The sequence below is a fragment of the Bradyrhizobium sp. 21 genome (assembly GCF_023073335.1).
Lineage (GTDB): Bacteria > Pseudomonadota > Alphaproteobacteria > Rhizobiales > Xanthobacteraceae > Bradyrhizobium.
Genome location: NZ_JADPJG010000003.1, coordinates 187,059 through 211,300, shown reverse-complemented (window position 1 = coordinate 211,300; position 24,242 = coordinate 187,059). Strand labels below are relative to the sequence as shown.

Sequence of the window (24,242 nt, the reverse complement as noted above, 5' to 3'; positions counted from 1 at the left end):
TAGCGTGTTACTGAACACACCAATGTCCTACAGCCAATGGTGGCGGTCCGATTCCGATCTCCACGTCTCACGGCCGATGGTTCGCCGATGTGCTGCCGCTGACGTCAGGCGACCGCCAGCGCACCGGCGCGCTGCATTCCGCCGTCGCCGCGGTCTTCGTCCGCAAGACCTCGCCCGCAAGTCCGCCGCCGTTGGAGGCGCTCGCAAAGCTCTACAAGCTCACCGCGAGCGAGATCCGCGTGCTCGACGCCGTCATAAAGGTGAGCGGGGTGAAGGCGCTGGCCGAGGCTCTCGGGCTGACGCAGGCCACTGTCAAGACGCATCTGCACAACGTTTTCCGCAAGACCGGCACGGCGCGGCAGAGCGATCTCGTGAAGCTGGTTGCGGGATTCGAGCCGTCCGAGCGGCCGTGATCTGGCAAAACCCGCCTGCGCAGACTACATCTGCGCCATGGCAAATGCTCCGCTGACAACCCCTCCGCTCCGGGATTTCATCGACCGGCACGAAAAACTGTTCGTGCTGACCGGCGCCGGCTGCAGCACCAATTCGGGCATTCCCGACTATCGCGACAGCCATGGCAACTGGAAGCGGACCCAGCCCGTCAATTTCCAGGCCTTCATGTCCGAAGATCGTACGCGCCGGCGCTATTGGGCGCGCAGCCTGATCGGCTGGCGGCGGTTCGGCCGGGCGAGGCCGAATGACGCGCATCATGCGTTGGCCCGGCTTGAGGCGAACGGGCGGTGCGGGATGCTGCTGACCCAGAATGTTGACCGGCTGCATCAATCCGCCGGTCACCGGCAGGTGATCGACCTGCACGGAAGGCTCGATCTGGTCCGCTGCATGGGCTGCGGCGAAAAGACGCCGCGGAGCGAATTCCAGGAGACGCTTGGTCGCGCCAATGCGGATTGGTTGACGCTCGATGCTGCAGACGCGCCCGATGGCGACGCCGACCTGGAGCACGCTGATTTTTCGTCATTCACGGTGCCGGCCTGCGAAGCCTGCGGCGGCATCCTCAAGCCCGATGTCGTGTTCTTCGGTGAGAACGTCCCGCGCGACATCGTTGCTGCCGCGCAGGATCATCTGGCGCAGGCCGACGCCATGCTGATCGTCGGCTCCTCCCTGATGGTCTATTCCGGCTTCCGCTTCGTGCAAGCTGCCGCGCACCGGCAAATTCCGATCGCCGCCGTCAATCTCGGACGCACGCGCGCCGATGATCTCCTCACGCTGAAGGTCGAGGAGCGCTGCGAAGCGGCGCTTGCATTCCTGCTCTGATCGCGCAGGCTGCGAACACGCCTTGCCTATTGCATAGGTGCCAAGCAGAATAGCCGGGCGCGGCGTAATCCTCGCCACCCATGGCATGGAAATTGCTGCGCTTTTGTCCCCAGTCTTGACGATCAGCACGGAGAATTCGGAATGCATGAGGGAGCCGAGGTGCGGCTTGCCGTCGATATTGGTGGCACGTTCACCGACATCGTGCTGGACATGGGTCAGGATCGCAAGACGCGCAAGGTGCTGACGACGCCGCAGCGCCCCGAACAGGCGGTGCTGGACGGCATGCGGCTCATTCTCGCTGACGCGCGCGCGCATATCAGCGACATCGACGTCTTCATTCACGGCACGACGCTTGCGACCAACGCAATCATCGAGCGTCGCGGTGCCAAGACGGCGCTGATCGCGACCGAAGGCTTTCGCGACGTGCTCGATATCGGCACCGAGAGCCGCTACGACCAGTATGATCTCTCCATCGACAAGCCGAAGCCGCTGGCGCCCCGGTCTCTGCGCTTTACCGTGCCGGAGCGCATCGACGCCCAGGGTGCGGTCCGCCTCCCGCTGGACGAAGCGGCGGTGCGCGCGCTCGCGCCAAGATTGCGTGCCCTGAACGTCGAAAGCGTCGCGATCGCGTTCCTGCACTCCTACGCCAATCCCGAGCACGAGCGCCGCGCGGCCGCGATCATCAGTGAGGAGATGCCCGGCATTTCCGTGACCGCATCGTCCGCGGTGTGCCCGGAGATCCGCGAATATGAGCGCACGTCGACTGCGGTGGCCAACGCCTATGTGCAGCCGCTGATCGACGGCTATCTCGCCCGCATGTCCGATGCTTTGCAGGTCGAGCAGTACCGTGGCGCGATCTATCTCGTCACCTCCGGCGGCGGTGTCACCTCGATCGAGACGGCGCGGCGTTTTCCGGTGCGTCTCGTCGAATCCGGCCCTGCCGGCGGTGCCATCTTCGCGGCGCAGATCGCGGCGCGTCTCGGCGAGAGCAAGGTGCTGTCCTTCGACATGGGCGGCACCACGGCAAAGATCTGCCTGATCGAAAAATACCAGCCCGAGACCTCGCGCGTGTTCGAGGTCGATCGCGCTGCGCGCTTCCTGAAAGGTTCGGGGCTGCCAGTGCGGATTCCCGTGATTGAGATGGTGGAGATCGGCGCCGGCGGTGGCTCGATCGCCCATGTCGACGCCATGAAGCGCGTCACCGTCGGCCCCGAGAGTGCCTCGTCGGAGCCGGGGCCCGCTTGCTACGGCCGCGGTGGCCTGCGCCCGGCCGTGACGGATGCGGATGTTGCGCTGGGCATGATCGATCCCGATGCATTCGCGGGCGGCACGATCAAGCTCGACCCGGAACTCTCGAAGCAGGCGCTGCTGCGCGCCGTCGGCGCGCCGCTGGGTCTGTCGGCCGAGACTGCGGCCTATGCTGTGCACGAGGTCGTCTGCGAGAACATGGCGAGTGCGGCACGCGTCCATGCGGTCGAGCGCGGCGAGATTGTCGGCCAGCACACGCTGATCGCTTTTGGTGGCGCCGCACCGCTGCACGCGGCGCGCGTCGCCGAGAAGATCGGTGTCTCCCGCGTGATCGTACCCTCCAATGCTGGCGTGGGTTCGGCCGTTGGCTTCCTTGCGGCTCCGATCGCCTATGAGCTGGTGCGCAGCCGGCATGTTCGGCTCGACGATTTCGACACCGAAGCGGTCTCCGACCTGCTCCAGGAGATGGTGACCGAAGCCCGTGCGCTGGTCGAGACGGGTGCGGCAGGCGCGCCGGTGCGCGAGCGCCGCGCCGCTTTCATGCGCTATGTCGGCCAGGGCCACGAGATCTCGATCGAGTTGCCGAACCGGCGGTTGGCGACGGCCGATCTGGCCGGCCTGCGCCAGAAGTTCGAGGCGGATTATGCGGCGATGTTCGAGCGGCCGATTCCGGGTGCCGCGATCGAGGTCCTGAGCTGGTCGGTGCTCGCGACCACCGAGGCACGCAATCCGCCGCGCGTCGCCGATGTGGCGCGCATGCCCGCCGGCAAGGCGTCGGGTAGCCGCAAATTCTTCGACGGCCGGGCCGGGAAAGTGATCGAGATACCGCTTTACCGCCGCGAGGACATGGCACCGGGCGCGACGATTGCGGGTCCGGCGGTGATCGCTGAGGACGAGACTTCGACTTTCGTCTCCACGAGTTTTGACGCCCATATCGACGGTGCTGGCAGCATCGTCATGGAACGGAAGGCGGCCTGATCATGAGCAAGGCAAGCGGCGCGAGCCTGATCGACCTTCAGATCATGTGGCACCGGCTGATCGCCGTGGTCGAGGAGCAGGCGCAGGTGCTGCTCCGCACCGCCTTCAGCCCGATCGTGCGTGAATGCGGCGACCTCTCCGCCGGCGTGTTCGACCTCAGGGGACGGATGCTGGCGCAGGCGGTGACCGGCACGCCCGGCCACGTCAATTCGATGGCGGAATCGGTCAAGCACTTCATTGCCCACTTCCCGATCGAGACGATGAAAGAGGGCGACGCCTACATCACCAACGATCCCTGGATGGGCACCGGCCATCTCAACGATTTCGTCGTCACCACGCCCTGCTTCAAGGATGGCAAGCCCGTCGCGCTGTTCTCCTGCACCAGCCATCTCATGGACATCGGCGGCATCGGCTTCGGGCCCGACGCCACCGACGTCTTCATGGAGGGGCTCTATATCCCGATGCTGAAGCTGATCGACCAGGGCGTCGTCAACGAGACGCTGATGGCGATGATCCGCACCAATACGCGGCTGCCGATTGACACCGAAGGCGACACCTATTCGCTGGCCGGCTGCAACGACGTCGGCTGCGAGCGCCTGGTCGAGATGATGACCGAGTTCGGCATCGATACGCTCGACGAGCTCGGCGACTACATTTGCGACCGCTCGCGCGAGGCCGTGCTGGCCGAGATCGCGAAACTGCCGAAGGGCAGCTGGCGCAATACCATGGTTGTCGATGGCTACGACGCACCGGTCACGCTGGCGGCGACGCTGACGATCTCGGACGAAGGCATTCACGTCGATTTCGACGGCACCTCGTCCGCCTCGAAGTTCGGCATCAACGTGCCGCTCTCCTACACCATAGCCTATACCGTGTTCGGCCTCGGCTGTGTCGTCGCCTCGCAGATCCCCAACAACGCGGGCTCGCTCTCGCCGCTGACGGTGTCGGCGCCTTCGGGCGCGATCCTCAATGCGCCGAAGCCCGCGCCGGTCGCCTCGCGGCATATTATCGGCCAGATGCTGCCCGACGTCGTGTTCGGTTGCCTGCGCCAGATCATTCCCGAGGACGTGCCGGCGGAAGGCACCTCCTGCCTGTGGAACCTCAACGTGCGCGGACAGACCCGCAGCGGCGCGGGCGGAAACTACGGATTCTCGATGGCGGTGACCAGCAATGGCGGCACCGGCGCGCGCTTTGCAAAGGACGGGCTGTCAGCCACCGCTTATCCCAGCGGCGTGCGCGGCACGCCCGTGGAGATCGCCGAGACGCAGACGCCGCTGATCTTCTGGCGCAAGGAGCTGCGCCCGGATTCCGGCGGGGCGGGCCGCACCCGCGGCGGCCTCGGCCAGATCATCGAGGTCGGCAGCGGCGTCGATGCGCCGTTCGACATTCTGGCGGCGTTCGACCGCATCGATCATCCGCCACGCGGCCGCGATGGCGGCAAGAACGGCGAGGCCGGCTATGTCGGCCTGAAGTCCGGCAAGAAGCTGCGTGGGAAAGGTTTTCAGCAGGTGCCGTCGGACGACCGGCTGGTGGTGCTGACGCCGGGCGGCGCCGGCATCGGTGCTCCTACCGAGCGCGATCGCGCGGCCATCAAGGACGACATCGAAAGCGGTCTCGTGTCCGCCGACAACGCAGTTGAGGTTTATGGATATGCGCGGTGACGCGCCAGTGCAGGTCATAAACGGAGGGCTTCAATGATCACGCGACGGAACTTCACTGCGGGCGCAGCGACGCTGCTGGCCAGCAGCCAGATCTCGACCCGCGCGCGGGCGGCGACGGTGAGCTGGGATATGTCGACGGTCTGGCCCGACGGCAATTTCCACACCCAGAATGCGTTTGCTTTCGCCGAGGAAGTGAAGAAGCAGACTGAAGGCGCAGTCGCGATCACCGTGAAGGCCGGCGGACAGCTCGGCTTCAAGGGCCCCGAGCATCTGCGCGCCGTGCGCGACGGCCTGGTGCCGCTCGCCGACGTCCTCAACATCCAGCAGGTTGGCGACGAGCCCTTCATGGGCGTCGAGAGCATCCCGTTCCTGTGCAGCTCGATGGAGGAATTGAAGGTGCTGCACAAATATGTGCGGCCAGAATACGAGAAAGTCGCCGCGCGCAACAACCAGAAGATTCTCTACATCGTGCCGTGGCCGACGCAATATCTGCACCTCAAGGTCAAGGTCGCCGATGTCGACGGCCTCAAGAACATCAAGATCCGCGTGCCCGACAAGAACGCCGTCGAGATGCTGGCCGTGGTCGGCATGGCGCCGGTGATGATCCCCTGGGGCGAGACGATTCCGGCGCTCGCCTCCGGCGCGGTCTCGGGCGTCTCCACCTCGGCGGTGTCGGGCGTCGACGGAAAATTCTGGGAATTCCTGAAGTACATCTACCCGACCAATCACGTCTGGTCGTCGCAGATGCTCACCGTCAATCTCGACTCCTGGAAGGCGCTCTCGAGCGACCAGCAGCAGCTGGTCGCGGGCGTCGCCGCCAAGATGGAGCCGGGCTTCTGGGCCAACTCGCTCAAGGCTGACGTCGACAGCCTCAACCGTCTCAAGGAAGGCGGCATGGAGGTGGTGCCGGTCTCGGACGCCATGATCACGGACATTCGCAGCAAGACCGCGCCGCAGCTCGACGCGTTCCTCAAGCGCGTGCCGGCGGCCGACAAGCCCGTGCGGGCCTATCTCGCCGAAATGAAGCGCTGAGGGATTTGCGGTGGCGGATGTTTTGCCTGCGTCGTCCCATAGTCTCAACGCGGCGGCGCCGGCGCCGCTGCGCATCCTGCTTGACGGCATCGACCGCCTTGGCCGGCTCGACGGCTGGATTGGTGGCGGCTGCCTGCTGACGCTGACACTGCTGATGCTGTGCGAGGTTGCGACCCGCTTCCTCTCAAATTTCCTGCCGTTCTTTCCGCCGACGATCTCGATCGCGTGGGAATATTCTTCTTACCTGATGGCGGCGTCCTTCACTTTCGGCGCCGCCATGACGCTGCGCGTCGGCGGCCACATCCGCGTCGTGCTGCTGCTCAAGAACGTTCCGGCGGCATTCCGGCGTGCGCTCGAGGTTCTCGCCGCGTTGGGAGGCTTCGTCTTCATGGCCTTCCTGTCCTCCTCCATGGCGAAGTTCGCCTGGGGCGCTTTCATTCGCGGTCAGGTCTCGACCTCGAGCGATACGCCGCTGTGGTTTCCGCAAGCGGTCGTCGCCTTCGGCATGCTGCTGCTCACGCTCCAGTTCCTGGCGCGCGCGATCCAGGCGGCGCTCGGCCTGCCGCTAGAGGATCACCGCATGAAGGCCACCCCCGTCGAATGATCGCGCTCGCGCCCGCCATCGGACATCGGATCCCATGACCATCGAAGTCGTTGCTCTCTTTGCGATCCTGTTCGCGCTTCTGGCCTGCGGCATGTGGATCGGTCTGACGCTTGCGCTCACCGCCACGCTGCTGCTCGCGATGTTCCGCTCGATCCCGCTCGACAAGCTATTGCCGCAATATGCCTGGAACATCCTGACCACCCAGGAGCTGCTGGCGCTGCCGCTGTTCATCCTGATGGGCGAGCTGTTGTTCCGCACCCGCTTGTCGCGCTCGCTATTCCAGGGCCTCGCGCCTTGGGCTGGGCTTTTGCCCGGCCGCCTGCTGCATGTGAACGTGATCGGCTGCACCATCTTCGCGGCAATCTCCGGTTCGTCGGCCGCGACCACGCAGGTGATCGGCCGCATGTCGCTCAACGAGCTCCTGCGCCGCGGCTATTCCCGCGACATCGCGATCGGCTCGCTCGCCGGCGCCGGCACGCTCGGCTTTTTGATCCCGCCATCCAACATCATGATCATTTATGGCGTGCTCGGCGACGTCTCGATCCTGAAGCTGTTCACCGCCGGCGTGCTGCCCGGCCTGCTGCTGGCGGCCACTTTCATGGGCTGGGTGATGCTGCACACGACGCTGAACCCCAGCATGGTCCCGGAGGCCGAAGCAAAACTCTCGCAGGTGCCATGGCGCGAACGCTTCGCCGCGCTGAAGGACCTGGCGCCGGCGCTGTTCCTGATCGCCTGCGTGCTCGGCTCGATGTATGGCGGGCTGGCGACGCCGTCGGAGGCGGCCGCGGTCGGCGTGGCCGGCGCGGCGCTGGTCGCCTGGGCGCAGGGATCGATGTCGCAGCAGGTGATGCGCGACGTGCTGATCGGCTCAGTCGTGACCTGCTCGATGATCGCACTGATCGTGCTCGGCGCCTCGATTCTCGGAAATGCTGCAGCCTTCCTCGGCATCCCTCAGGCGGTCGCCGCCTTCGTCAAGGGCCTGGGGCTGTCGCCCTTCATGCTGATCGTCGTGCTGATCATCTTCTACCTGACCCTCGGCTGCTTCCTCGACGGCTTCTCGATGATCGTGATGACGCTGCCGATCGTGCTGCCGATCGTGAAGGGGGCGGGCTTCGACGAGATCTGGTTCGGTATCTTCCTCGTGCTCGCCGTCGAGATGGCGCAGATCACTCCGCCTGTCGGTTTCAACCTGTTCGTGATCCAGGGCCTGACCGAAGACGGCCTCGGCTACATCGCGCGCGTCACGATGCCGTATCTGATGATCATGATCGGCTTCGTGCTGTTGCTTACGCTGTGGCCCGGCATCGTCACGATCCTGCCGCGGGTGCTGTACGGATAGATTTGCGCCGCCCCGGCCTTGAGACCGGGACGGCATTTAGATCCTTCAGGTCTTACGCCGCAGCCTTCTTCCGCGCCTGCTCCGCCTTGTACAGCTCGAACTCCTCCGCGATCGCGCGTGCGACCGAGGGCCGCTGGCGCAGGCGCTCGTAATAGGCCTTCACGTTCGGCCATTTCGCGAGCTCGATCGGCGGCGTTGCCATGGTCCAGTTGATGACCGTGACGAGATAAGCATCGGCCACGCTGAAATGGTCGAGCAGGAAGTCGCGGCCCTTCAGGTAATTATCGAGATAATCGAGCCGCGGCAGGTTCTTCTCCAGCGCATAGGCCTTGGTTTCCTGCGGCGCCTTGCGGTCGAGCACGGGGATGAACAGGCCCTTGTGCAACTCGGTGCCGATGAAGCAGAGCCATTGATGCAGCCGGGTGCGATCAATGCCCTCGGCAGCGCCGAGGCCGGATTGCGGAAAGCGGTCGGCGACATATTGCAGGATCGCGGCGTTCTCGGTCAGCACCACGCCCTCGTCGGTGCGCAGCGTCGGCACCAGGCCGATCGGATTCACGGTGCGGAAGTCGGTGCCGTCGTTCAGCACCTTCTTGGTCGGCGGATCGACTTCGAGATAATTCGCGTCGGCGCCGGCTTCATACAGCGCGACGCGGGTCGCCATCGAACAAGCGAGCGGCGAGAAATAAAGATCCATCTTTGGCCTCCTTGGCAATTCCTTGGCAGTTCCTTGGGGTGTTGCTCAACCTGGCCAGATTGATTTTTGTACCATCTTGCATATTATATCGGTGGTCAAGGATTATTTTGCGAAATGGTACAAAAATCGAAAGGACCGCCCGTAGCGGCGTCCGAGCAGCCAAAGCGTCGCGGCCGCCCGCGTGCCTACGAGCCCGATGTCGCCCTCGGCAAGGCGCTCGACCTGTTCCGCACGCAGGGTTTTGCCGCGACCTCGCTCGACGATCTCAGCGAAGCGACCGGCATGAACCGGCCGAGCCTCTACGGCGCCTTCGGTGACAAGCGCGAGCTCTACATCAAGAGCTACCAGCGCTACCGCGATGAGGCGCGCGCGTCGATGGTCGCGATCTTTCGCGAGGAGATGCCGCTGCGCCTGAGGCTGGAGCGCATCTTCGCCTGCGCGCTGAACATCTATCTCTCCGGCGAGACCGGCCCGCGTGGCTGCTTCACGGTGGTGACGGCGGCATCCGAAGCAGTGAGCGATCCCGACATCCGCGCCATGGTGCTCGACGGTCTTACTGACCTCGACAAGGCTTTTGCGAATTGCTTCCGTCGCGCCAAGGAGAAGGGCGAGCTGCCTGGGAGTGCCGACCCCGCCGTGCTGGCGCAGCTCGCCTCCGCAACGGTCCACTCGATCGCCATCCGCTCCCGCGCCCGTGTCTCGCGCGAGGATCTGGAAGCGATCGTGAAAGGCGCGATCGATGTGATGGTGGGCGCCAAGAGTTAAGCTGTCGTCATCCACGATGAACGTAGGGCGCGCGGGTTACTCTCCCAGTCGTCCTGGCGACAGCCGAGACGAGTCGCCAACCTTCCCTTACTTACGCCGCGCGGATATGCGCGAGGAAGCGATCGACCTCGTCCCGCAGCCGCTGCGACTGTTTCGACAGCTCGATCGCCGAGCCCAGAACTTCCTCCGCCGCTGTCCCCGTCGCGGCGATGCCGGCGGTGACGCCGGCGATGTTTTGCGAGACCTCGCCGGTGCGGGCGGCGGCCTGCTGGACGTTCTGCGCGATTTCCTGCGTCGCCGTGCCTTGCTGGCCGACGGCCGCCGCAATCGCGGCCGAGATTTCATCGACCTGCTGGATCGTCGCGCAGATCGACTGGATACCATCCACCGCGCCGGTGGTCTCGCCCTGCACGGCGGTGACCTGCGCGCCGATCTCCTCGGTCGCCTTCGCGGTCTGGGTTGCCAGCGCCTTCACTTCGGAGGCGACCACCGCAAAGCCACGGCCGGCTTCGCCCGCGCGCGCAGCCTCGATCGTCGCGTTCAGTGCCAGCAGATTGGTCTGCCCCGCGATGCCGCTGATGAAGGAGACGACGTCGCCGATTTTTTGCGCGGCGTCTGCCAGGCTCTGCACGCGCTCATTCGACCGCCGTCCGTCGCTCGCGGCTTTGCCAACCACCTCGGTCGCGTGCGCGAGGCGTCGGCTGATCTCGGTCATCGACGATGACAGCTCTTCCGCGGCTGCAGCAACCGTCTGCACGTTCTCCGAGGCGAGCGCCGAGGCCGACGACACCGTGCCGGTCTGCTGCCGTGACTGCTCGACGATGGCCGACATCGAGCGCGCCGTGTGCTCCATCTCGACCGCGGCCGAGGACACCGTGGTGACGACGTCGCGGATGCTGGCTTCGAAATTGTCGGCGAGCGCGCCGAAGGCGCGTCGTTTCTCCGCTTCGGACTGCGCCTTGGCCTCAAGCTGATCGGCCTGGAGCTTGTTGAAGTTGACGGCATTGTCGCGGAACACCGCGACTGCCTTCACCATGGCGCCGACCTCGTCATTCGCCTTGCTGGCGGGAATGGCGACGTCGAGGTGTCCGTCCGCGAGTTCGCGCATCACGCTCGTGATGGAGAGGATCGGGCGCGAAATGCTGCGGGCGATGAGATAGCCGACGATCGCCGCCAGCACGAGCCCGAGCGCAGCGATGCCGAATGCCAGCAGCCAGGCACGGTCGGCGGAGGCCACATAGTCGGCATTGTCCATCACCAGCTCGACCGCGCCGAGCGGCTTGCCGGAAAAATCTCTGATCGGTCCGAGCAGCGCGGCCACCGGCGTGGTGTCGAGCCTGGCCTGTCGTACCGTGAAGTCGCCGCCGGCGGCGCGGCCGTAATCGGACGCGTCGAAGAAGCTCTTGCCCTTCAGCGTGCCGCCGAACAGCTTGAAGCCGCCGCCGTCCGCGAGATGGAAGGCGATGTCGACGTGGCGGTTGGTCTTGAAATCGTCGAGGAAGGACTGGCCGAAGGTCAGGCCAAACTCCACTGAGCCGAGATGCTTGCCGCCTTGCGCGATCGGCACGACGCCGCGGATGCCGAGCCCGGCCAGGCCGCCCTCGAGGCCGACCACGACCTTGTGCTCCTGGTTGGCCATGATCACGGTTTTGCGGAAGCCCGAGAGGTCGTCGCCAAATTTAGCAGGCTGGTGCACGCGCAGGAACGACGTCGCGGGCGCCACGTGGAACTGGAACTGTTCGACGCCATACTCCGATTTGGTCGCGGCAAAGACCGGCCCGAACAGGCCGATTAGAGCGTTGCGATCCTGCTTGGCCATAGCGTCCTGCGTCGCCGGCATCGCGGCGACGACGGCGCTCATGGCGGCGGCGCGCTGGGATTCCTCGGCAATTCGCGACTGGAGCGCGTCGTAATGACTGCGAAGCTCGCGCTGGTCGGCCCGGTCGATAATGCCGGAAATGATCCACATCGCCCCGAGCACGGCGAACAGGGCGGTCGCCGCCGCCGTCACCGCCAGCGCAACCGTGATCCGCATCCTGAGGCCGAGCGTGAAGCGCATGTCCGACTCGTTCGTTGAGCGTTGATTAACAACGCCTATCAACTTCTCGCTAAGAGAGGGTGAACGAGATACCGGCCGACGATTAGTGATTTTACGGGCTCGGGTGGCACGTGAGGTCTCAATACCCCCGCGTCCGGTCCACCACGTTCTCCAGCACGCCCCCACTCTCGAACCGCGCGATCTGCTCGGCGACATAGGCCGAGATCGCGTCCGCATCGGTGTCGGCCGCGTTGTGCGGGGTCAGCAGCACCTTGGGATGGGTCCAGAACCGGCTGTCCGCCGGCTGCGGCTCCTGCACGAAGACGTCGAGCGAGGCGGCGCCCAGCGTGCCATCGTCGAGGCAGGCCAGGATGTCAGCCTCGTTCTGCAAGGCCCCGCGGCCGGCATTGATCAGCACGGGCGCGCCGAGCGGGCTGTTGCGGTTGAGCTTGGTGAAGACGTCGCGGTTGAGGATGCCGCTTGTGCCAGGCGTCAGCGGCAGCAGTGACACCAGGATATCGGTCGTGCGCAGGAATGCGTCGATCTGTTCCGCGCCGTGGAAGCATTCGACGCCCGCGATGGTGCGCGGGCTGCGGCTCCAGCCGGCGACGCGGAAGCCGAGCCGCCGCAGCACGTCGGCCGCGTCAGAGCCGAGCGTGCCCAGCCCCATCACACCGACTGTGACGGCGCCCGCCGGCCACTGATATATCGGCTCCCAGCGTTTTTCTCGCTGCGACTGGCGCAGATAAAGCTCCTGGCGGTGGTGCATCAAGACATGCAGCACGACGTATTCGGTCATGCGGCCGGTCAGATCAGGCACGGCCACGCGCACCAGCGGCACGCCGGGCAGGCTCTTGTCCGCCATCAACGCATCGACGCCGGCACCCAGATTGAAGATCGCACGCAGATTGGGAAAGGCGCCGAGGTCGCCCGGCACCGGCTTCCACACTGCGGCATAGTGCACCTCGGCAGGATCGAGCCCGGCATGGGGCAGCAGCACCACCCGACGGCCGCCGCAGACCGCATCGAACCGGGCCTTCCAGCGCTCCGGCAGCCAGTTCTGCTGCGTGCTGTTGATCAGGACGGCCAATGTGCCTTTGGTCATTCGAAGTGCCTCGTCGGTTCCGCTTTTGAAGGCCCTCCTTGGCATGATCTGCCGGATTTTTCTCGCAAATTTTTTCCGCAGCCCTGTCGGGGCGGGGCATATTGGATCGTCTTCAAAACAAGCGTTCAGGGAAGGTGCTGCCCATGCTTTATGCGATCCTTTGCTATCATGATGAGGACTTCGTCGGCTCCTGGAGCAAGGACCAGGACGAAGCCGTGATGAAGAAGCTCGCCGTGGTGCAGGAGAAGCTCACACAGCAGGGGCGGCTCGGCCCGGTGGCGCGGCTGTTGCCGACCACTGCGGCGGCGACGCTGCGCAAGGAGGATCCGCCGCTGGTGCTCGACGGCCCCTATGCCGAGACCAAGGAGCAGTTGCTCGGCTTCTATATCGTCGATTGCAAGAATCTCGACGAGGCGCTCGACGTCGCGCGCGACCTCGGCTCGGCCAATCCCGGCGGCGCTTATGAGGTGCGTCCCGTCGGCGTATTTCGGCCCGGAGGAATTTCGGCGTGAGCGAGGCCGACACCGCCTGGATCGAGACCGCGCTGACCTCGGCGCGACCCCAGGCGGTGGGCGCGCTGCTCCGCTATTTCCGCGATCTCGATACCGCCGAGGAGGCGTTTCAGAACGCCTGCCTGCGCGCGCTCAAAACCTGGCCGCAGAACGGGCCGCCGCGCGATCCCGCGGCCTGGTTGATCATGGTCGGGCGCAACGTCGCGATCGACGAGGTGCGCCGGACCCGCAAGCAGCAGCCGTTGCCCGAGGACGACCAGGCGATCTCCGACCTCGACGACGCCGAAGGCGCGCTTGCCGAGCGGCTCGACGGCTCGCACTACCGCGACGACATTTTGCGGCTGATGTTCATCTGCTGTCATCCAGGGCTGCCGGCGACGCAGCAGATCGCGCTGGCGCTCCGCATCGTCTCCGGTCTGACCGTGAAGCAGATCGCGCGCGCTTTCCTGGTGTCGGAGGCGGCGATGGAGCAGCGCATCACGCGTGCCAAGGCCAAGGTCGCCGAGGCTGGGACGCCGTTCGAGACGCCCGGCGCGGTCGAGCGCTCCGGGCGGCTCGCCGGTGTCGCCGCGATGATCTATTTGATCTTCAACGAGGGCTATTCGGCCAGCGGCGACACCGCCGAAATCAGAAAGCCGCTATGCGAGGAGGCGATCCGGCTGGCGCGGCTGCTGTTGCGGCTGTTCCAGAGCGAGCCGGAGATCATGGGGCTCACGGCGCTCATCTTGCTGCAGCATGCGCGCAGTGCCTCGCGCTTTGCCGCGGATGGCTCGCTGATCCTGCTGGACGATCAGGATCGCTCGCTGTGGAACGGCACCATGATCGCGGAAGGCCTCGCGCTGATCGACAAGGCGATACGCCATCGCCGCAGCGGGCCCTACCAGATCCAGGCCGCGATCGCGGCACTGCATGCCCGCGCCGCGACGCCGGAGGAGACCGACTGGGCCCAGATCGATCTGCTCTACGGGGCGCTGGAAGTGGTGCAGCCCTCGCCGGTGGTGACGCTCAACCGCGCGGTCGCGGTTTCCAAGGTGCGCGGACCGCAAGCTGCGCTCGACCTGATCGAGCCGCTGGCGTCGAAGCTCGCCAATTACTTCCATTTCTACGGCGTGCGCGGCGCCTTCCTGATGCAGCTCGGCCGCAACGAAGAAGCGCGGGTGGCCTTCGACCGCGCCATCGCCCTCGCCAACACCTCCGCAGAAGCCGCCCACATCCGCATGCATCTCGATCGCCTGATCCGGGACAGTCAGCCGAAGGACGCCAATGGCGGCACCAGGCAGGGTGCGAAGGTGAAGTGACGGCGAAATAATTGCATTTCCGATTGTCGGCCCCGACCCGCCCCCTTCGTCTTAATCCCGTATCCAGGGAGCCTTTCATGCTGAAAGCCATTGCCATTGTCGCCATCGTGCTCGCGGTCGGGATCGCGGCGATCTTCGTCTTCGCGCTCACCAAGCCCGACACCTTCCGCGTCGAGCGTTCACTAGCCGTGAAGGCGCCGGCCGATGCGATCTATCCGCAGGTCGCCGATTTCCACCGCTGGACCGGCTGGTCGCCCTATGAGAACCGCGATTTCGCCATGAAGCGCACCTTCGGCGGAACTGCGCAGGGCAAAGGTGCGACCTATGCCTGGGACGGCAACAACAATGTCGGTGCCGGCCATATGGAGATCCTGGAGGCGAGCACGCCGTCAAAACTCCGCATCAAGCTTGATTTCGAGCGCCCGTTTGAAGGCCACAACACCGCCGAGTTCACCTTTGTGCCGCAAGGCGATGCCACACTGGTCACGTGGGCGATGTACGGTCCGGCACCGTTCATGTCCAAGGTCATGCAGGTCTTCATCAACATGGACAGCATGATCGGCAAGGACTTTGAGGCCGGCCTCGCCAGCCTGAAGAAGCTCACCGAGAAATAGCGCCCGCTCTGCCCAACCACACAAGAAGGAGAGAAACGATGCTCAACGCCTATCTGTTCTATCAGGACACCTGCGAGGCGGCGTTCAACTATTACGCCAAGGTTCTCGGCGGCAAGATCGACGCCATGATGCGTGCATCGGACGCGCCGGCGGACATGGCCGCCGCGCCCGGCCGGGAGAAGACGATCATGCATGCGCGGATGTCGCTGCCCGACGGCAGCGTATTGATGGCCTCCGACGCGCCAAGCGAGCATTTTCACAAGCCGCAAGGCTTTTCGATCTCGTTCACGGTGGCGGACCCCGCGGAGGGCGAGCGCAAGTTCAACGCGCTCGCCGACGGCGGCAGCGTGACCATGCCCTTCGGCAAGACGTTCTGGGCCAAGGGCTTTGGCATGTGCGTCGACAAGTTCGGCATTCCCTGGATGGTGAACTGCCCGGCCGAGGGAATGTGACAGCCGCGATCGTCTGACGCGCCAGGCGGCGCCTCCCTCTCCCCGGTCTGAACAGGATACGGGAGAGGGGGCACGCATAAAGCACGTCACGTCATGCGCCGATCGGCCGCGCACCCTTTCAGCGGATCGATCCTGTCACGTCGCTGCTCGGGGGCGGGGACGACGGAACGCAGCGAGGGCAGATCACGAGCTTCATGCCGAGCCGCCTGTCATTCTCCGCTTCGATTTCGTCATGGACGCCCCACCATGCTTCGGAGTACGGGCGCAAGGTGCCGAGCACCCTTTCCCGCTCTTGGTTCGGATCGGTCTCCGCAGGAGCCTGGTTCGCCACACGACGCTTGAGGACAGAGGGACGGTTCGGATCCTGACCGAGGCCGTCCCATGCGATCGGACGGCGTTCCTGCGCAGGCGCGACCGCGCATCCCATCAGCGTTGCGCAAAAAGTGAGCAAGACAAAGCCGTGTCGCATCATGCCGGACCCTCGGTGTCGTACGCGACGCGCAAACTCCGTATGCGGAAGCTTGCATCAGCCGCTTGAATGGAACCTAAGGGAAACGACTGGCCGGCATGGCCGAATATGAATGTTGCTCTCGCATCACATTGCGAGGGCAGTGAGGCCGCTTCGTGAAATGACGCGGACCGCATCGCACAACAACTGGCGCAATATTAGGCTGTGAACTCCGTGACAGAATCGCTAACTATTCCTTCATAAATTCTACAAACTAGGGCGGGCGGACTTGGAAGGGGAGCGACCGATGGCGGCGGCGCTACAGATCAACTTTGCACTTTGGGGTATGCTCATCTGCGCGAGCATGGAATTGACGCAGATGATCCAGAGGTTTTATTAGGCCTCACCAAGCGCGTGAACGGCGCAATTTGCCGGCGCGCTTGTTTGCTAGCTGACGAGCAACGCGATGAGCGTGAAGCTGACGCCTGCGATGACGATCATCGAGACGATGTAGTTGCGCGGTCGCGCTGTTCGTGAGGGTGGCGGTCTTCGCCGTCTTGGCGGCTCCTGCCGGGCGGGCTCCGTCGGCGCGCCCCCCGCAGCCCCTGGAGCCTCCGCGCCCGGCCGGACATACTTCACATAGAGCTCGAGCAACCGCAGCTCGGACGGCAGGTCCATCAGGCCCTCGCGGTCGCGCTGCGACAGCAACTCGAATTCGAGGGTTTCTTCGGAGCTCAGTTGGCCGAGGACGATGCGTCCCCGGTCCGACAGACGGTAGCGAAAATCGGTGGGCTGCATGGTCTGCGACCCGTTCGAAAATGAGTAATCCTGAAAAAGCGCAACCATCCTAGTCTCTGATCACTGCTGGGATTGTGACGGCCCCCGGCCATCGCGATCCGGATGCGGCCTCAATCTGGACGGCACCATCATAGACCGTCGGGAAACGCCGGAAACCGCGTAAATTGTGCAGGCCTTGCGAAGGGCTTGAGCGGATTCAGCGCCATGAAAGTCGGAATCCTGCAAAATTGCCTAATCGCCGGACAGCAGCGGATTCAACCTGGTCAAACGGCTGACTGCCGCCTGATCCTCACCGGCAGCGAGGATAGATCGCGGCGAGGTCGCGCCCCTTCAACAAAAGCAATCTGGACGAGAGGCCGCCGCGGCGGCTGATCCAGTCGCGCACCGGGCCGGGATAGGCGGCAAGCACCGCGTCGGATGCTTCCGGCTCGGCTGAGAAGCGCCCGCGCCGGTCGACCGAGCGCGCCGCATGGAAGCCAAGCACGGCGCGCCTGGTGACGCAGATGCGCTCGCCCGGCACGATGCTCAGCACCAGCGTGCAGGCGGACAGGCAGGGACCGTCGATCACCACGCGCTCGCCGCTCTCGCGCACCCTCTCGAACAGATCGAGGAACGGCCCGACCTGTCCGCCCGGCGACTGGATGATGCGGATTTCGGCGGCGGCGGGTGCGGACGCGAGCAGGCTTGCAGCGAGCATCAAGGCTTTGAGGAAGATGACGTGTCGCATGGAGCACTCCGCGAATCCGATTTCTACAAGCTTCTACCCGTTCCTCCGTTCGCCGCGCAGTGTCGGCAGGCCGATACCCGCCGCATCGAAACCGCCATCGACGGCCAAAATTTGACCCGTGATATAGCTCGATCGTTCCGAGCACAGGAAATAGACCGCTTCGGCGAGTTCCTCCTCCAGGCCGTAGCGGTTGAGCGGGATGGCGTCGTGATAGTCGGCGCGGATCTCCCTGGTGTGCACCTGCTTGGCCATCGCGGTGTCGACCGGCCCCGGCGCGACCGCGTTGACGCGGATGCCGAGCGAGGCGAGCTCGACCGCCAGCTGCTTGGTGAGATGCGCGAGGCCCGCCTTGCTGGTGCCGTAGGCCGAGCGCAATGTGGAGGCGCGCACCGCCGAGATCGATGTGATGTTGACGATGGCGCCGCCATTGCCGTCGCGCATCAGCGGCACCGCCGCCTTGGTGCAGAGGAACGGGCCGGTGAGGTTGACCTCGAGCACCCGCCGCCAATCGGCCTCCGATGTCTCCATCAGCGGCGCGAACACGGCAATGCCGGCATTGTTGACCAGCGCGTCGAGCCGGCCGAACCGCCGCTCGATCGTCGTCATCGCGGCGGCAACCGCGGCTGCGTCCGAGACGTCGCAGGCCAGCGTCAGCGTGGCCTCGTCCCGCCCGATCTCGCCGACCGCGCGGCCGAGCAGCTCGTCCTCGATGTCGAGCAGCGCCACGCGCCAGCCCTCGCCCAGAAATTTCTTCGCGGTCGCAAGGCCGATGCCGCGCGCGGCTCCGGTGACGAGGGCGACTTTTTGCGGGGAGGCGGGCATGGGCTGATCCATCCTGTGTCGAAAAGGGGCATGCGTGAGCACGCGCTCCTTTTACTGCGCTTTGGTCCTGGCGAGGAGGGACTTGATGAGTGACGCGGATAGAGGAAGCCTAGACCAACCCTACGCCAGCTCCGCCGAGGCGCGCTGCATGTTGGCCGACATGTCGGCTGTCACGATGCTCTGCTCCTCGACCGCGGCGGCGGTGGTGGGGGTCACGAACATGCTGTGGTGCTTGCCCTGGACCTCGTCGAGCGAGTAGCCCATCGCGCCCAGGAAGTTCTCGTTGGCGGTGACGATGGTGCCGTCCATGTTGAACTCGATCACGGCCTGCGCACGGCTGATCGCGGCGAGCTTGCCCGCTTCCTCCATGCTCCTCGTCTTGTAGGCCGTGATGTCGGTGGCGAACTTGATGAAGGAGACCACCTTGCCGTTCTCGTCGAGCAGCGGGGCGTAGGAGGCGTGAACCCAGAGTTCCTTGCCGTTCTTGCCGTAGCGCCTGTATTGTGTGGTCTGGAATTCACCGCGATTCAAGCTGGCCCAGAAGTCGCGATAGCGAGCGCTCTCGCGCTCGGCGGGGCTGACGAAGATGCTATGATGCTTGCCTTTGATTTCCGCGAGCGAATAGCCGCTCATCTTGAGCAAGTTCTCGTTGGCATCGAGGATGGTGCCGTCGAGACCGAACTCGATCACGGCCTGGGACCGATCGAGCGCCTCGACCTCTGCGACCGCGTGTCTGACTTTCTTGCTCTGAAAATTGAACAATGGTCGCTCCGTAAGATTCGAAGGCGGTTCAAAAGAATCACCGTACCGTCTCGCTGAGCGGAAAAGTTGCATATGCTCCTTGAGCAACTGTAAACCCTTGCAGGAACCTGCGCGCCTTCCGTAGTCTGCCGGGCAGCACGCATCTTATTCAAGTCACGAGCATTCTCGATTCATATGCGCGGCGGAATTCGCATGCCAACTGCAATGCGACCGTAATTCTACGGGCGCGTTTTGAAGAAATATTTCGCACTCGACGCATGTGTCGCTGCGACCGATTGTCGGCGTCGTCGAGTCTGCATCGTCTTGCATGGGATTGGATCGCTGGAGATTGACGATGCCTGATGACGTCGAACACCTGCTTCGAAATCTTTTCGCCGCCTATCTCGCCAACGACCGACAACAGGTCAGCGATGCGCTTGCCGACGATTTCCGCTTCACCAGCCCATTCGATGACGGCCTCGACAAGGCCACCTATTTCGAACGCTGCTGGCGCGACACCGGCTGGATCGCCCGGCATGATATCGAACGCATCTTCGTCCGGGGCGATGAAGCCTTCGTCACCTATCGCTGCCTGGCAAGAGATGGCAGGAGCTTTCGCAACACCGAGTTCTTCACCTTTGAACGCGGCAAGGTCCGCCGCATCGAGGTCTATTTCGGCGCCACCTTCCAGGGCGGCCGGTTCATGCCGCAGCCGCGTTAGATGGCTGCCTCATCTCCGAATAATTTCTGCCCCGATGTCGGTTCCGCCAGGGGGCGTTCGTCTTACAGGGGAGCACGGGCCAGCTCGGCCCGCCCCAGGACAATGCCACGGAGCAGGTCGATGCGTTTCATGGTGATCGTCAAGGCGACCCCGGATACCGAGGCCGGCAAGATGCCGAGCACGGAGATGCTGGCCGCCATGGGCAAGTTCAACGAGGAGATGGCCAAGGCCGGCGTGATCGAGGCCGGCGAGGGCCTGCATCCGACGGTCACGGGCGCCCGGATGAAGTACGGAACGTCGGAAGCGGGCGTCACCCGCGGCCCGTTCGATCTCTCCCCGGATCTGATCGCCGGCTTCTGGCTGATCAAGACCAATTCGCTCGACGAAGCAGTGGCCTGGATGAAGCGTGCGCCATTCGATCCCGGCTCCGAGATCGAGATCCGCCAGGTGTTCTCGGCCGAGGATTTCGGCGAGGCCTTCACCCCCGAGCTGCGCGAGCAGGAAGAGCGGACCCGCGCTTACGCGGCGAAGAGATAGCTCTGCCCTGGTCCACAACGATACGAGAAATCCCATGCGATTCATGATGCTGATGATCCCGCTCGGCTACGAGGCCGCGCCGCCGGACGTACAACTCGATCCGGAGCGTGTCGCGGCGATGATGCGCTACAACGAGGCCCTGAAGGATGCCGGCATCCTGATCACGCTCGACGGTTTGCACCCGCCGTCGATGGGCGCGCGTGTGACGTTTGCGACCGGTGAGCCGATCGTGACCGACGGCCCCTTTGCCGAGGCCAAGGAAGTCCTGGGCGGCTACTGGATGATCGAGGTTGCCTCGCGCGCCGAGGCGATCGCCTGGGCCCAGAAGTGCCCGGCCTCGGCCAACGAGATCATCGAGATCCGGCAGGTGCAGGAGATGAGCGACTTTCCGCCGGAGGTGCAGGAAGCCGCCGTCGGCTTCGACGATCTGAAGAAGTAAACAAGGGAGAGAACCGATGAGCACTGACACCTATCTCGCCGTCTTCCTCGGCAGCAAGACCAGCCCGAAGATGGCCGCCTGGAATGCGCTGTCCGAGTCCGAGCGCAAGGCGAAGGAAATAGAGGGCATGGCGGCCTGGAAGGGCTGGGTGGAGAAGCACCAGGGCGCGATCCAGGCGATGGGCGGTCCACTCGGCAAGACCAAGAAGGTCGATGCCGGCGGTATCGCGGACATCGCCAATGAGATGGGCGCCTTCACTTTGGTCCGCGCCGCGTCCCATGAAGCCGCTGCAAAAATGTTCGAGAACCACCCGCACTTCGTGATCTTCCCCGGCGAACGCATCGAGATCATGCCGGTGCTGCCGATCCCGGGCGGTTAGCCGAGCGCACCGCCATTCCGGGTTCGATGCTGGCGCATCGCCCCCGGAATGACGGGTGAGGGCTAGTGACCTTCACCCACGGCTCATGTAAAAGTCGTTCACATGAGCTGGCGCAAGGAAGAGCGCCGCGCCGAGCGCGGCTATCACCACGGCAATCTGAAGGAAGCCCTGTTGCAGGCTGCCCTCGGGCTGATCGCCGAGAAGGGTGCGGCCGGCTTCACCTTCGCCGATGCCGCGCGCATGGCCGGCGTCAGCGCGGCGGCGCCTTACCGGCATTTCCGCGATCGCGACGAGCTGCTGTCCTCGATCGCGCAGCGCGGCTTCGAGCAGTTCGAGGCCCGGTTGACCGCGGCCTGGGACGACGGCCGCCCCGATACGGTCACCGCGTTCGAGCGTGTCGGCCGAGCCTATCTCGCCTTCGCCCGCGAGGAGCCGGCTTTCTACAACGCGATGTTCGAGTCTGGCCTCCCGATCGATGCCAATCCGGCGCTCCAGGCCGCCAGCGAACGTGCTTTCAACGTCATTCGAGCCGCCGCCGAGCGGCTTGCGGCACTTGCGCCGCCCGGTGCGCCGCGGCCGCCAGCGATGATGATGGCGCTGCACATCTGGTCGATGGCGCACGGCGTGGCCTCGCTGTTCTCGCGTGGCGATGCGGCACGGCGAAAACTGCCGATGTCGCCGGATGAGCTGCTCGAAGCCGAAGTGCTGATCTATTTGCGCGGTCTCGGCTTCCCGACCGATCGCAGTTCGTCTGCGAAAAGCGCCGAGCCGCCGCCGGTGCCACCGGAGGCGTCCTCCGGTTCTGGCGTGCCTCCCGGCGGCACTCCCGGCGGTCCTTGGGGCAAGCCGAAATAAAGTTGCGCAAATAATTCCGCGGCCCTGTTGGCCGGCCGGCTTGACAAAATCGCGGGATGATTTAGCTATGTAAATGTTATTTACATTCACAACGGCGCTGATGCCGTCATGGAGATGGAAATGGCCTACACCGCTGATGTCAATCGATGGCGCGGTTCCTCAGACCAACACCAACACTACGAGCGTCCCCGCATGCTCGACACGCCCTGGCATCCCGGCTGGATCGCCGTGACCATCCTCGGCTTCATCATCTGGTGGCCGATCGGACTTGCCCTTCTCTTTTTCACACTCGGGAGCAGAAGAATGTCGTGCTGGAGCAATCAGGACCGTTGGCAGAACAAGATGGAGCGGATGCAGTACAAGATGGACCGCATGCGCGGCCACATGGAGCGCCGCGGTTTTGGCTTCGGGTTCGGCCCGCCTTCGAGCGGTAACCGCGCCTTCGACGAATACCGCACCGAGACTCTTCAGCGGCTCGAGGAAGAGCAGGTCGAGTTCAAGAACTTCCTCGACCGTCTGCGTCACGCCAAGGACAAGGAAGAGTTCGACCAGTTCATGTCCCAGCACAAGGCGCGCCCAACCCCGCCGCCGACCGACCAGCAGCAAGGCTGATCTAGGACTGACACCTCTCAAAGCCTTCAGGCGCATGCCCCCAAAGTCCTGATGGCCCCGAGCCGCCCGCCTGCGCAACCCGCAGGCGGGCGGTTTGGCTTTGGGAATGCGCGGCAGGCCGCCACAACCGTCTGGATTGCCTTGGTCTGGAAAGTCTTGCTCTGGAGAGTCTTGGTCCAGAGAGACTCGGTCAGCGCGCCGTGACGAGTTGCGTACGAACCGATTCCAGGAAGTGTTCGTAGGCGTAATCCACGATCTCGTTGAGGGATCGCGTTCGCGCGAACATCGCCCTCGCCTCGGCGAGAAACTCGTCTCGGCTCGGAATCTTCGGCAGATGCAGATGCGTCAGCGCATCGACGCCTTCATGGGCGCGATTGAGAATGTCGTGCAGCGTTGGCAGTTGCAGCTGAGCCGGATCGGCCCGGCGCAGCGCCGACGAGATTGCGTCTGCCAGAGCGTGAGCATCGAATCGTCCGGCAAGCTCGCGGGCCGCCCGATTGATGACCCGCGCGCCGAGTGCCTGCTCGTTGCGTAGCACCTGTTCGGGCGGCGACTTCATGTTCCAGACGATTCCGAACCAGGACAGAACCTTCAGGATGTAATAGGTCACGTCGATTTCCCACCAGTAAAAGCCCTGTCTTACGCTGCTCTGGTAGGCGTGGTGATTGTTGTGCCAGCCCTCACCCATGGTGAACAACGCCAGCAGCCAGTTGTTGCGGGAATCATCGCCCGTCACGTAGCGCTTGCGTCCGTGCACATGGGCGAGGGAATTGATGCAGAAGGTCGCGTGATAGACCAGCACCGTGCTCCACAGGAAGCCAACGACCAGACCCGACCACCCCGCAACCAGGAAACAGAGCGCTGCAAGCACAAAGGCCGGCAGGAGTTCCAGCCGATGCAGCCACACAAGTTCCGGATAGACCGCGAGATCGCCGACCTTCACGAGGTCGGTCTCGTCGTGCTCCCGGTAAAAAATCCAGCCGAGATGGCTGTACAGGAAGCCGCGCTGACGCGGCGAATGCACGTCCAATTCGGTATCGGAATGCAGATGATGGTGCCGATGCTTGGCCGCCCACCACAAGACGCTCTTCTGCGCGGTGCTCTGCGCAAGGCAGGCCAGGATGAATTGAAACACCCGGCCGGTGGCAAAAGCCTTATGCGAGAAATAGCGGTGGTAGCCTGCCCCGATCGCAAACATGCGCACGACATACAGTGACCCGCAGATCGCGAGGGCCTGCCAGGTGACGCCCGTCCAGATGGCAGCAAAGCAGCCGAGATGGACCAGCAGGAACGGCAGGGCGGACGGATACATGATGTCGTCGTGGTGGTCGTGATCTTGGGCGGGGGCGTTGGGCGACATGTATTGGCGTGACCTTGGATGACGGGGACTCGGGATTCGCTTCGGCAGCACCAAGGGCCGCCGCGTACGAAAAATCCGCGGATGGTGGACCACCGGAGGACTAAAGATGCTTTGCCCGGACAACGCTGGCAAAGAGTACGCAGCAAGGCCAACCTGAGGCCAAAGCTTCGGCCGGGAACTTGACTGAC

Annotated in this window: 27 protein-coding genes; 18 read left to right on the top strand and 9 right to left on the bottom strand. The window is 64.4% G+C overall.

All coding sequences use genetic code 11. The features are described from left to right. The first annotated feature begins 89 nt into the window (after positions 1–89). The 7 genes from IVB31_RS06075 (at position 90) to IVB31_RS06045 (ending at position 8,134) form a co-directional block, all read left to right on the top strand. Positions 90–413, top strand: coding sequence for a LuxR C-terminal-related transcriptional regulator (locus tag IVB31_RS06075; RefSeq protein WP_247319815.1), 324 nt, complete (start codon positions 90–92; stop codon positions 411–413). A 37-nt stretch (positions 414–450) separates the two neighbouring features. Further along, positions 451–1,272, top strand: a complete 822-nt coding sequence (locus IVB31_RS06070; protein ID WP_247319814.1) for an NAD-dependent protein deacetylase — start codon at positions 451–453, stop codon at positions 1,270–1,272. Positions 1,273–1,413: 141 nt separating this feature from the next. Next, positions 1,414–3,498 carry a hydantoinase/oxoprolinase family protein gene (locus IVB31_RS06065; RefSeq protein WP_247319812.1) on the top strand — a complete coding sequence of 695 codons (2,085 nt, stop codon included), beginning with the start codon at positions 1,414–1,416 and terminating at the stop codon, positions 3,496–3,498. Positions 3,499–3,500: 2 nt separating this feature from the next. Next, a complete protein-coding gene (locus tag IVB31_RS06060; RefSeq protein WP_247319810.1) occupies positions 3,501–5,159 on the top strand; it encodes a hydantoinase B/oxoprolinase family protein in 1,659 nt (552 codons plus the stop codon). 33 nt (positions 5,160–5,192) lie between these two features. Beyond that, entirely contained in the window at positions 5,193–6,191 is a 999-nt protein-coding gene (locus tag IVB31_RS06055) for a TRAP transporter substrate-binding protein (RefSeq protein ID WP_247319808.1), read from the top strand. Between the two features lie 10 nt (positions 6,192–6,201). Then, positions 6,202–6,795: a TRAP transporter small permease gene (locus IVB31_RS06050; RefSeq protein ID WP_247319806.1), complete on the top strand. Its 594-nt coding sequence runs from the start codon at positions 6,202–6,204 to the stop codon at positions 6,793–6,795. Between the two features lie 34 nt (positions 6,796–6,829). Beyond that, a complete protein-coding gene (locus tag IVB31_RS06045; RefSeq protein ID WP_247319804.1) occupies positions 6,830–8,134 on the top strand; it encodes a TRAP transporter large permease subunit in 1,305 nt (434 codons plus the stop codon). Between the two features lie 52 nt (positions 8,135–8,186). On the opposite strand, the gene IVB31_RS06040 is transcribed toward IVB31_RS06045, so the two are convergent. Continuing rightward, positions 8,187–8,831, bottom strand: a complete 645-nt coding sequence (locus tag IVB31_RS06040) for a glutathione binding-like protein (protein WP_247319803.1) — start codon at positions 8,829–8,831, stop codon at positions 8,187–8,189. Between the two features lie 114 nt (positions 8,832–8,945). On the opposite strand from IVB31_RS06040, the gene IVB31_RS06035 reads away from it, so the two are divergent. Continuing rightward, the gene (locus IVB31_RS06035) at positions 8,946–9,596 is read left to right on the top strand and encodes a TetR/AcrR family transcriptional regulator (protein ID WP_247319801.1); all 651 of its coding nucleotides are present in this window, start codon (positions 8,946–8,948) and stop codon (positions 9,594–9,596) included. A gap of 91 nt (positions 9,597–9,687) precedes the next feature. Here the strand turns inward: IVB31_RS06035 and IVB31_RS06030 are convergent, their stop codons facing one another. Together IVB31_RS06030 and IVB31_RS06025 are read right to left on the bottom strand one after the other, a co-directional pair. Continuing rightward, entirely contained in the window at positions 9,688–11,655 is a 1,968-nt protein-coding gene (locus IVB31_RS06030) for a methyl-accepting chemotaxis protein (RefSeq protein WP_247319799.1), read from the bottom strand. A gap of 118 nt (positions 11,656–11,773) precedes the next feature. Continuing rightward, complete coding sequence (locus tag IVB31_RS06025; RefSeq protein WP_247319797.1) at positions 11,774–12,739, bottom strand: glyoxylate/hydroxypyruvate reductase A; 966 nt, start codon at positions 12,737–12,739, stop codon at positions 11,774–11,776. A 143-nt stretch (positions 12,740–12,882) separates the two neighbouring features. Here IVB31_RS06025 and IVB31_RS06020 point away from each other — a divergent pair, with 143 nt between their 5' ends. From IVB31_RS06020 to IVB31_RS06005, 4 genes are all read left to right on the top strand, one after another. Further along, entirely contained in the window at positions 12,883–13,251 is a 369-nt protein-coding gene (locus IVB31_RS06020) for a YciI family protein (protein ID WP_247319795.1), read from the top strand. Then, complete coding sequence (locus tag IVB31_RS06015) at positions 13,248–14,549, top strand: RNA polymerase sigma factor (RefSeq protein ID WP_247319793.1); 1,302 nt, start codon at positions 13,248–13,250, stop codon at positions 14,547–14,549. The genes IVB31_RS06020 and IVB31_RS06015 overlap by 4 nt, the downstream gene beginning before the upstream one ends. Before the next feature lie 77 nt (positions 14,550–14,626). Further along, entirely contained in the window at positions 14,627–15,163 is a 537-nt protein-coding gene (locus IVB31_RS06010) for an SRPBCC family protein (protein WP_247319791.1), read from the top strand. Between the two features lie 38 nt (positions 15,164–15,201). Continuing rightward, the gene (locus tag IVB31_RS06005; protein WP_247319789.1) at positions 15,202–15,615 is read left to right on the top strand and encodes a VOC family protein; all 414 of its coding nucleotides are present in this window, start codon (positions 15,202–15,204) and stop codon (positions 15,613–15,615) included. 118 nt (positions 15,616–15,733) lie between these two features. Here IVB31_RS06005 and IVB31_RS06000 read toward each other — a convergent pair whose 3' ends face one another. The 5 genes from IVB31_RS06000 to IVB31_RS05980 form a co-directional block, all read right to left on the bottom strand. After that, a complete protein-coding gene (locus IVB31_RS06000) occupies positions 15,734–16,087 on the bottom strand; it encodes a hypothetical protein (RefSeq protein ID WP_247319787.1) in 354 nt (117 codons plus the stop codon). A 423-nt stretch (positions 16,088–16,510) separates the two neighbouring features. Then, positions 16,511–16,909: a hypothetical protein gene (locus IVB31_RS05995; RefSeq protein WP_247319786.1), complete on the bottom strand. Its 399-nt coding sequence runs from the start codon at positions 16,907–16,909 to the stop codon at positions 16,511–16,513. Positions 16,910–17,150: 241 nt separating this feature from the next. Further along, positions 17,151–17,588 (bottom strand): hypothetical protein, encoded by a 438-nt coding sequence (locus tag IVB31_RS05990; protein ID WP_247319784.1) that lies wholly within the window; start codon positions 17,586–17,588, stop codon positions 17,151–17,153. Positions 17,589–17,621: 33 nt separating this feature from the next. Then, positions 17,622–18,410 carry an SDR family oxidoreductase gene (locus tag IVB31_RS05985; protein ID WP_247319782.1) on the bottom strand — a complete coding sequence of 263 codons (789 nt, stop codon included), beginning with the start codon at positions 18,408–18,410 and terminating at the stop codon, positions 17,622–17,624. A 120-nt stretch (positions 18,411–18,530) separates the two neighbouring features. Beyond that, the gene (locus tag IVB31_RS05980; RefSeq protein ID WP_256464292.1) at positions 18,531–19,172 is read right to left on the bottom strand and encodes a PAS domain S-box protein; all 642 of its coding nucleotides are present in this window, start codon (positions 19,170–19,172) and stop codon (positions 18,531–18,533) included. 334 nt (positions 19,173–19,506) lie between these two features. Here IVB31_RS05980 and IVB31_RS05975 point away from each other — a divergent pair, with 334 nt between their 5' ends. From IVB31_RS05975 to IVB31_RS05950, 6 genes are all read left to right on the top strand, one after another. Continuing rightward, positions 19,507–19,872 carry a nuclear transport factor 2 family protein gene (locus tag IVB31_RS05975; RefSeq protein WP_247319780.1) on the top strand — a complete coding sequence of 122 codons (366 nt, stop codon included), beginning with the start codon at positions 19,507–19,509 and terminating at the stop codon, positions 19,870–19,872. Positions 19,873–19,992: 120 nt separating this feature from the next. Beyond that, positions 19,993–20,409, top strand: coding sequence for a YciI family protein (locus IVB31_RS05970; protein WP_247319779.1), 417 nt, complete (start codon positions 19,993–19,995; stop codon positions 20,407–20,409). 34 nt (positions 20,410–20,443) lie between these two features. Continuing rightward, a complete protein-coding gene (locus IVB31_RS05965) occupies positions 20,444–20,848 on the top strand; it encodes a YciI family protein (protein ID WP_247319777.1) in 405 nt (134 codons plus the stop codon). A gap of 16 nt (positions 20,849–20,864) precedes the next feature. Then, positions 20,865–21,227, top strand: coding sequence for a hypothetical protein (locus IVB31_RS05960; protein WP_247319774.1), 363 nt, complete (start codon positions 20,865–20,867; stop codon positions 21,225–21,227). Between the two features lie 102 nt (positions 21,228–21,329). Then, entirely contained in the window at positions 21,330–22,082 is a 753-nt protein-coding gene (locus IVB31_RS05955) for a TetR/AcrR family transcriptional regulator (protein WP_247319772.1), read from the top strand. Between the two features lie 120 nt (positions 22,083–22,202). Continuing rightward, positions 22,203–22,694, top strand: a complete 492-nt coding sequence (locus IVB31_RS05950; protein ID WP_247319770.1) for a DUF2852 domain-containing protein — start codon at positions 22,203–22,205, stop codon at positions 22,692–22,694. A gap of 190 nt (positions 22,695–22,884) precedes the next feature. On the opposite strand, the gene IVB31_RS05945 is transcribed toward IVB31_RS05950, so the two are convergent. Beyond that, entirely contained in the window at positions 22,885–24,054 is a 1,170-nt protein-coding gene (locus IVB31_RS05945; RefSeq protein WP_247319768.1) for an acyl-CoA desaturase, read from the bottom strand. Between the last annotated feature and the right edge of the window lie 188 nt (positions 24,055–24,242).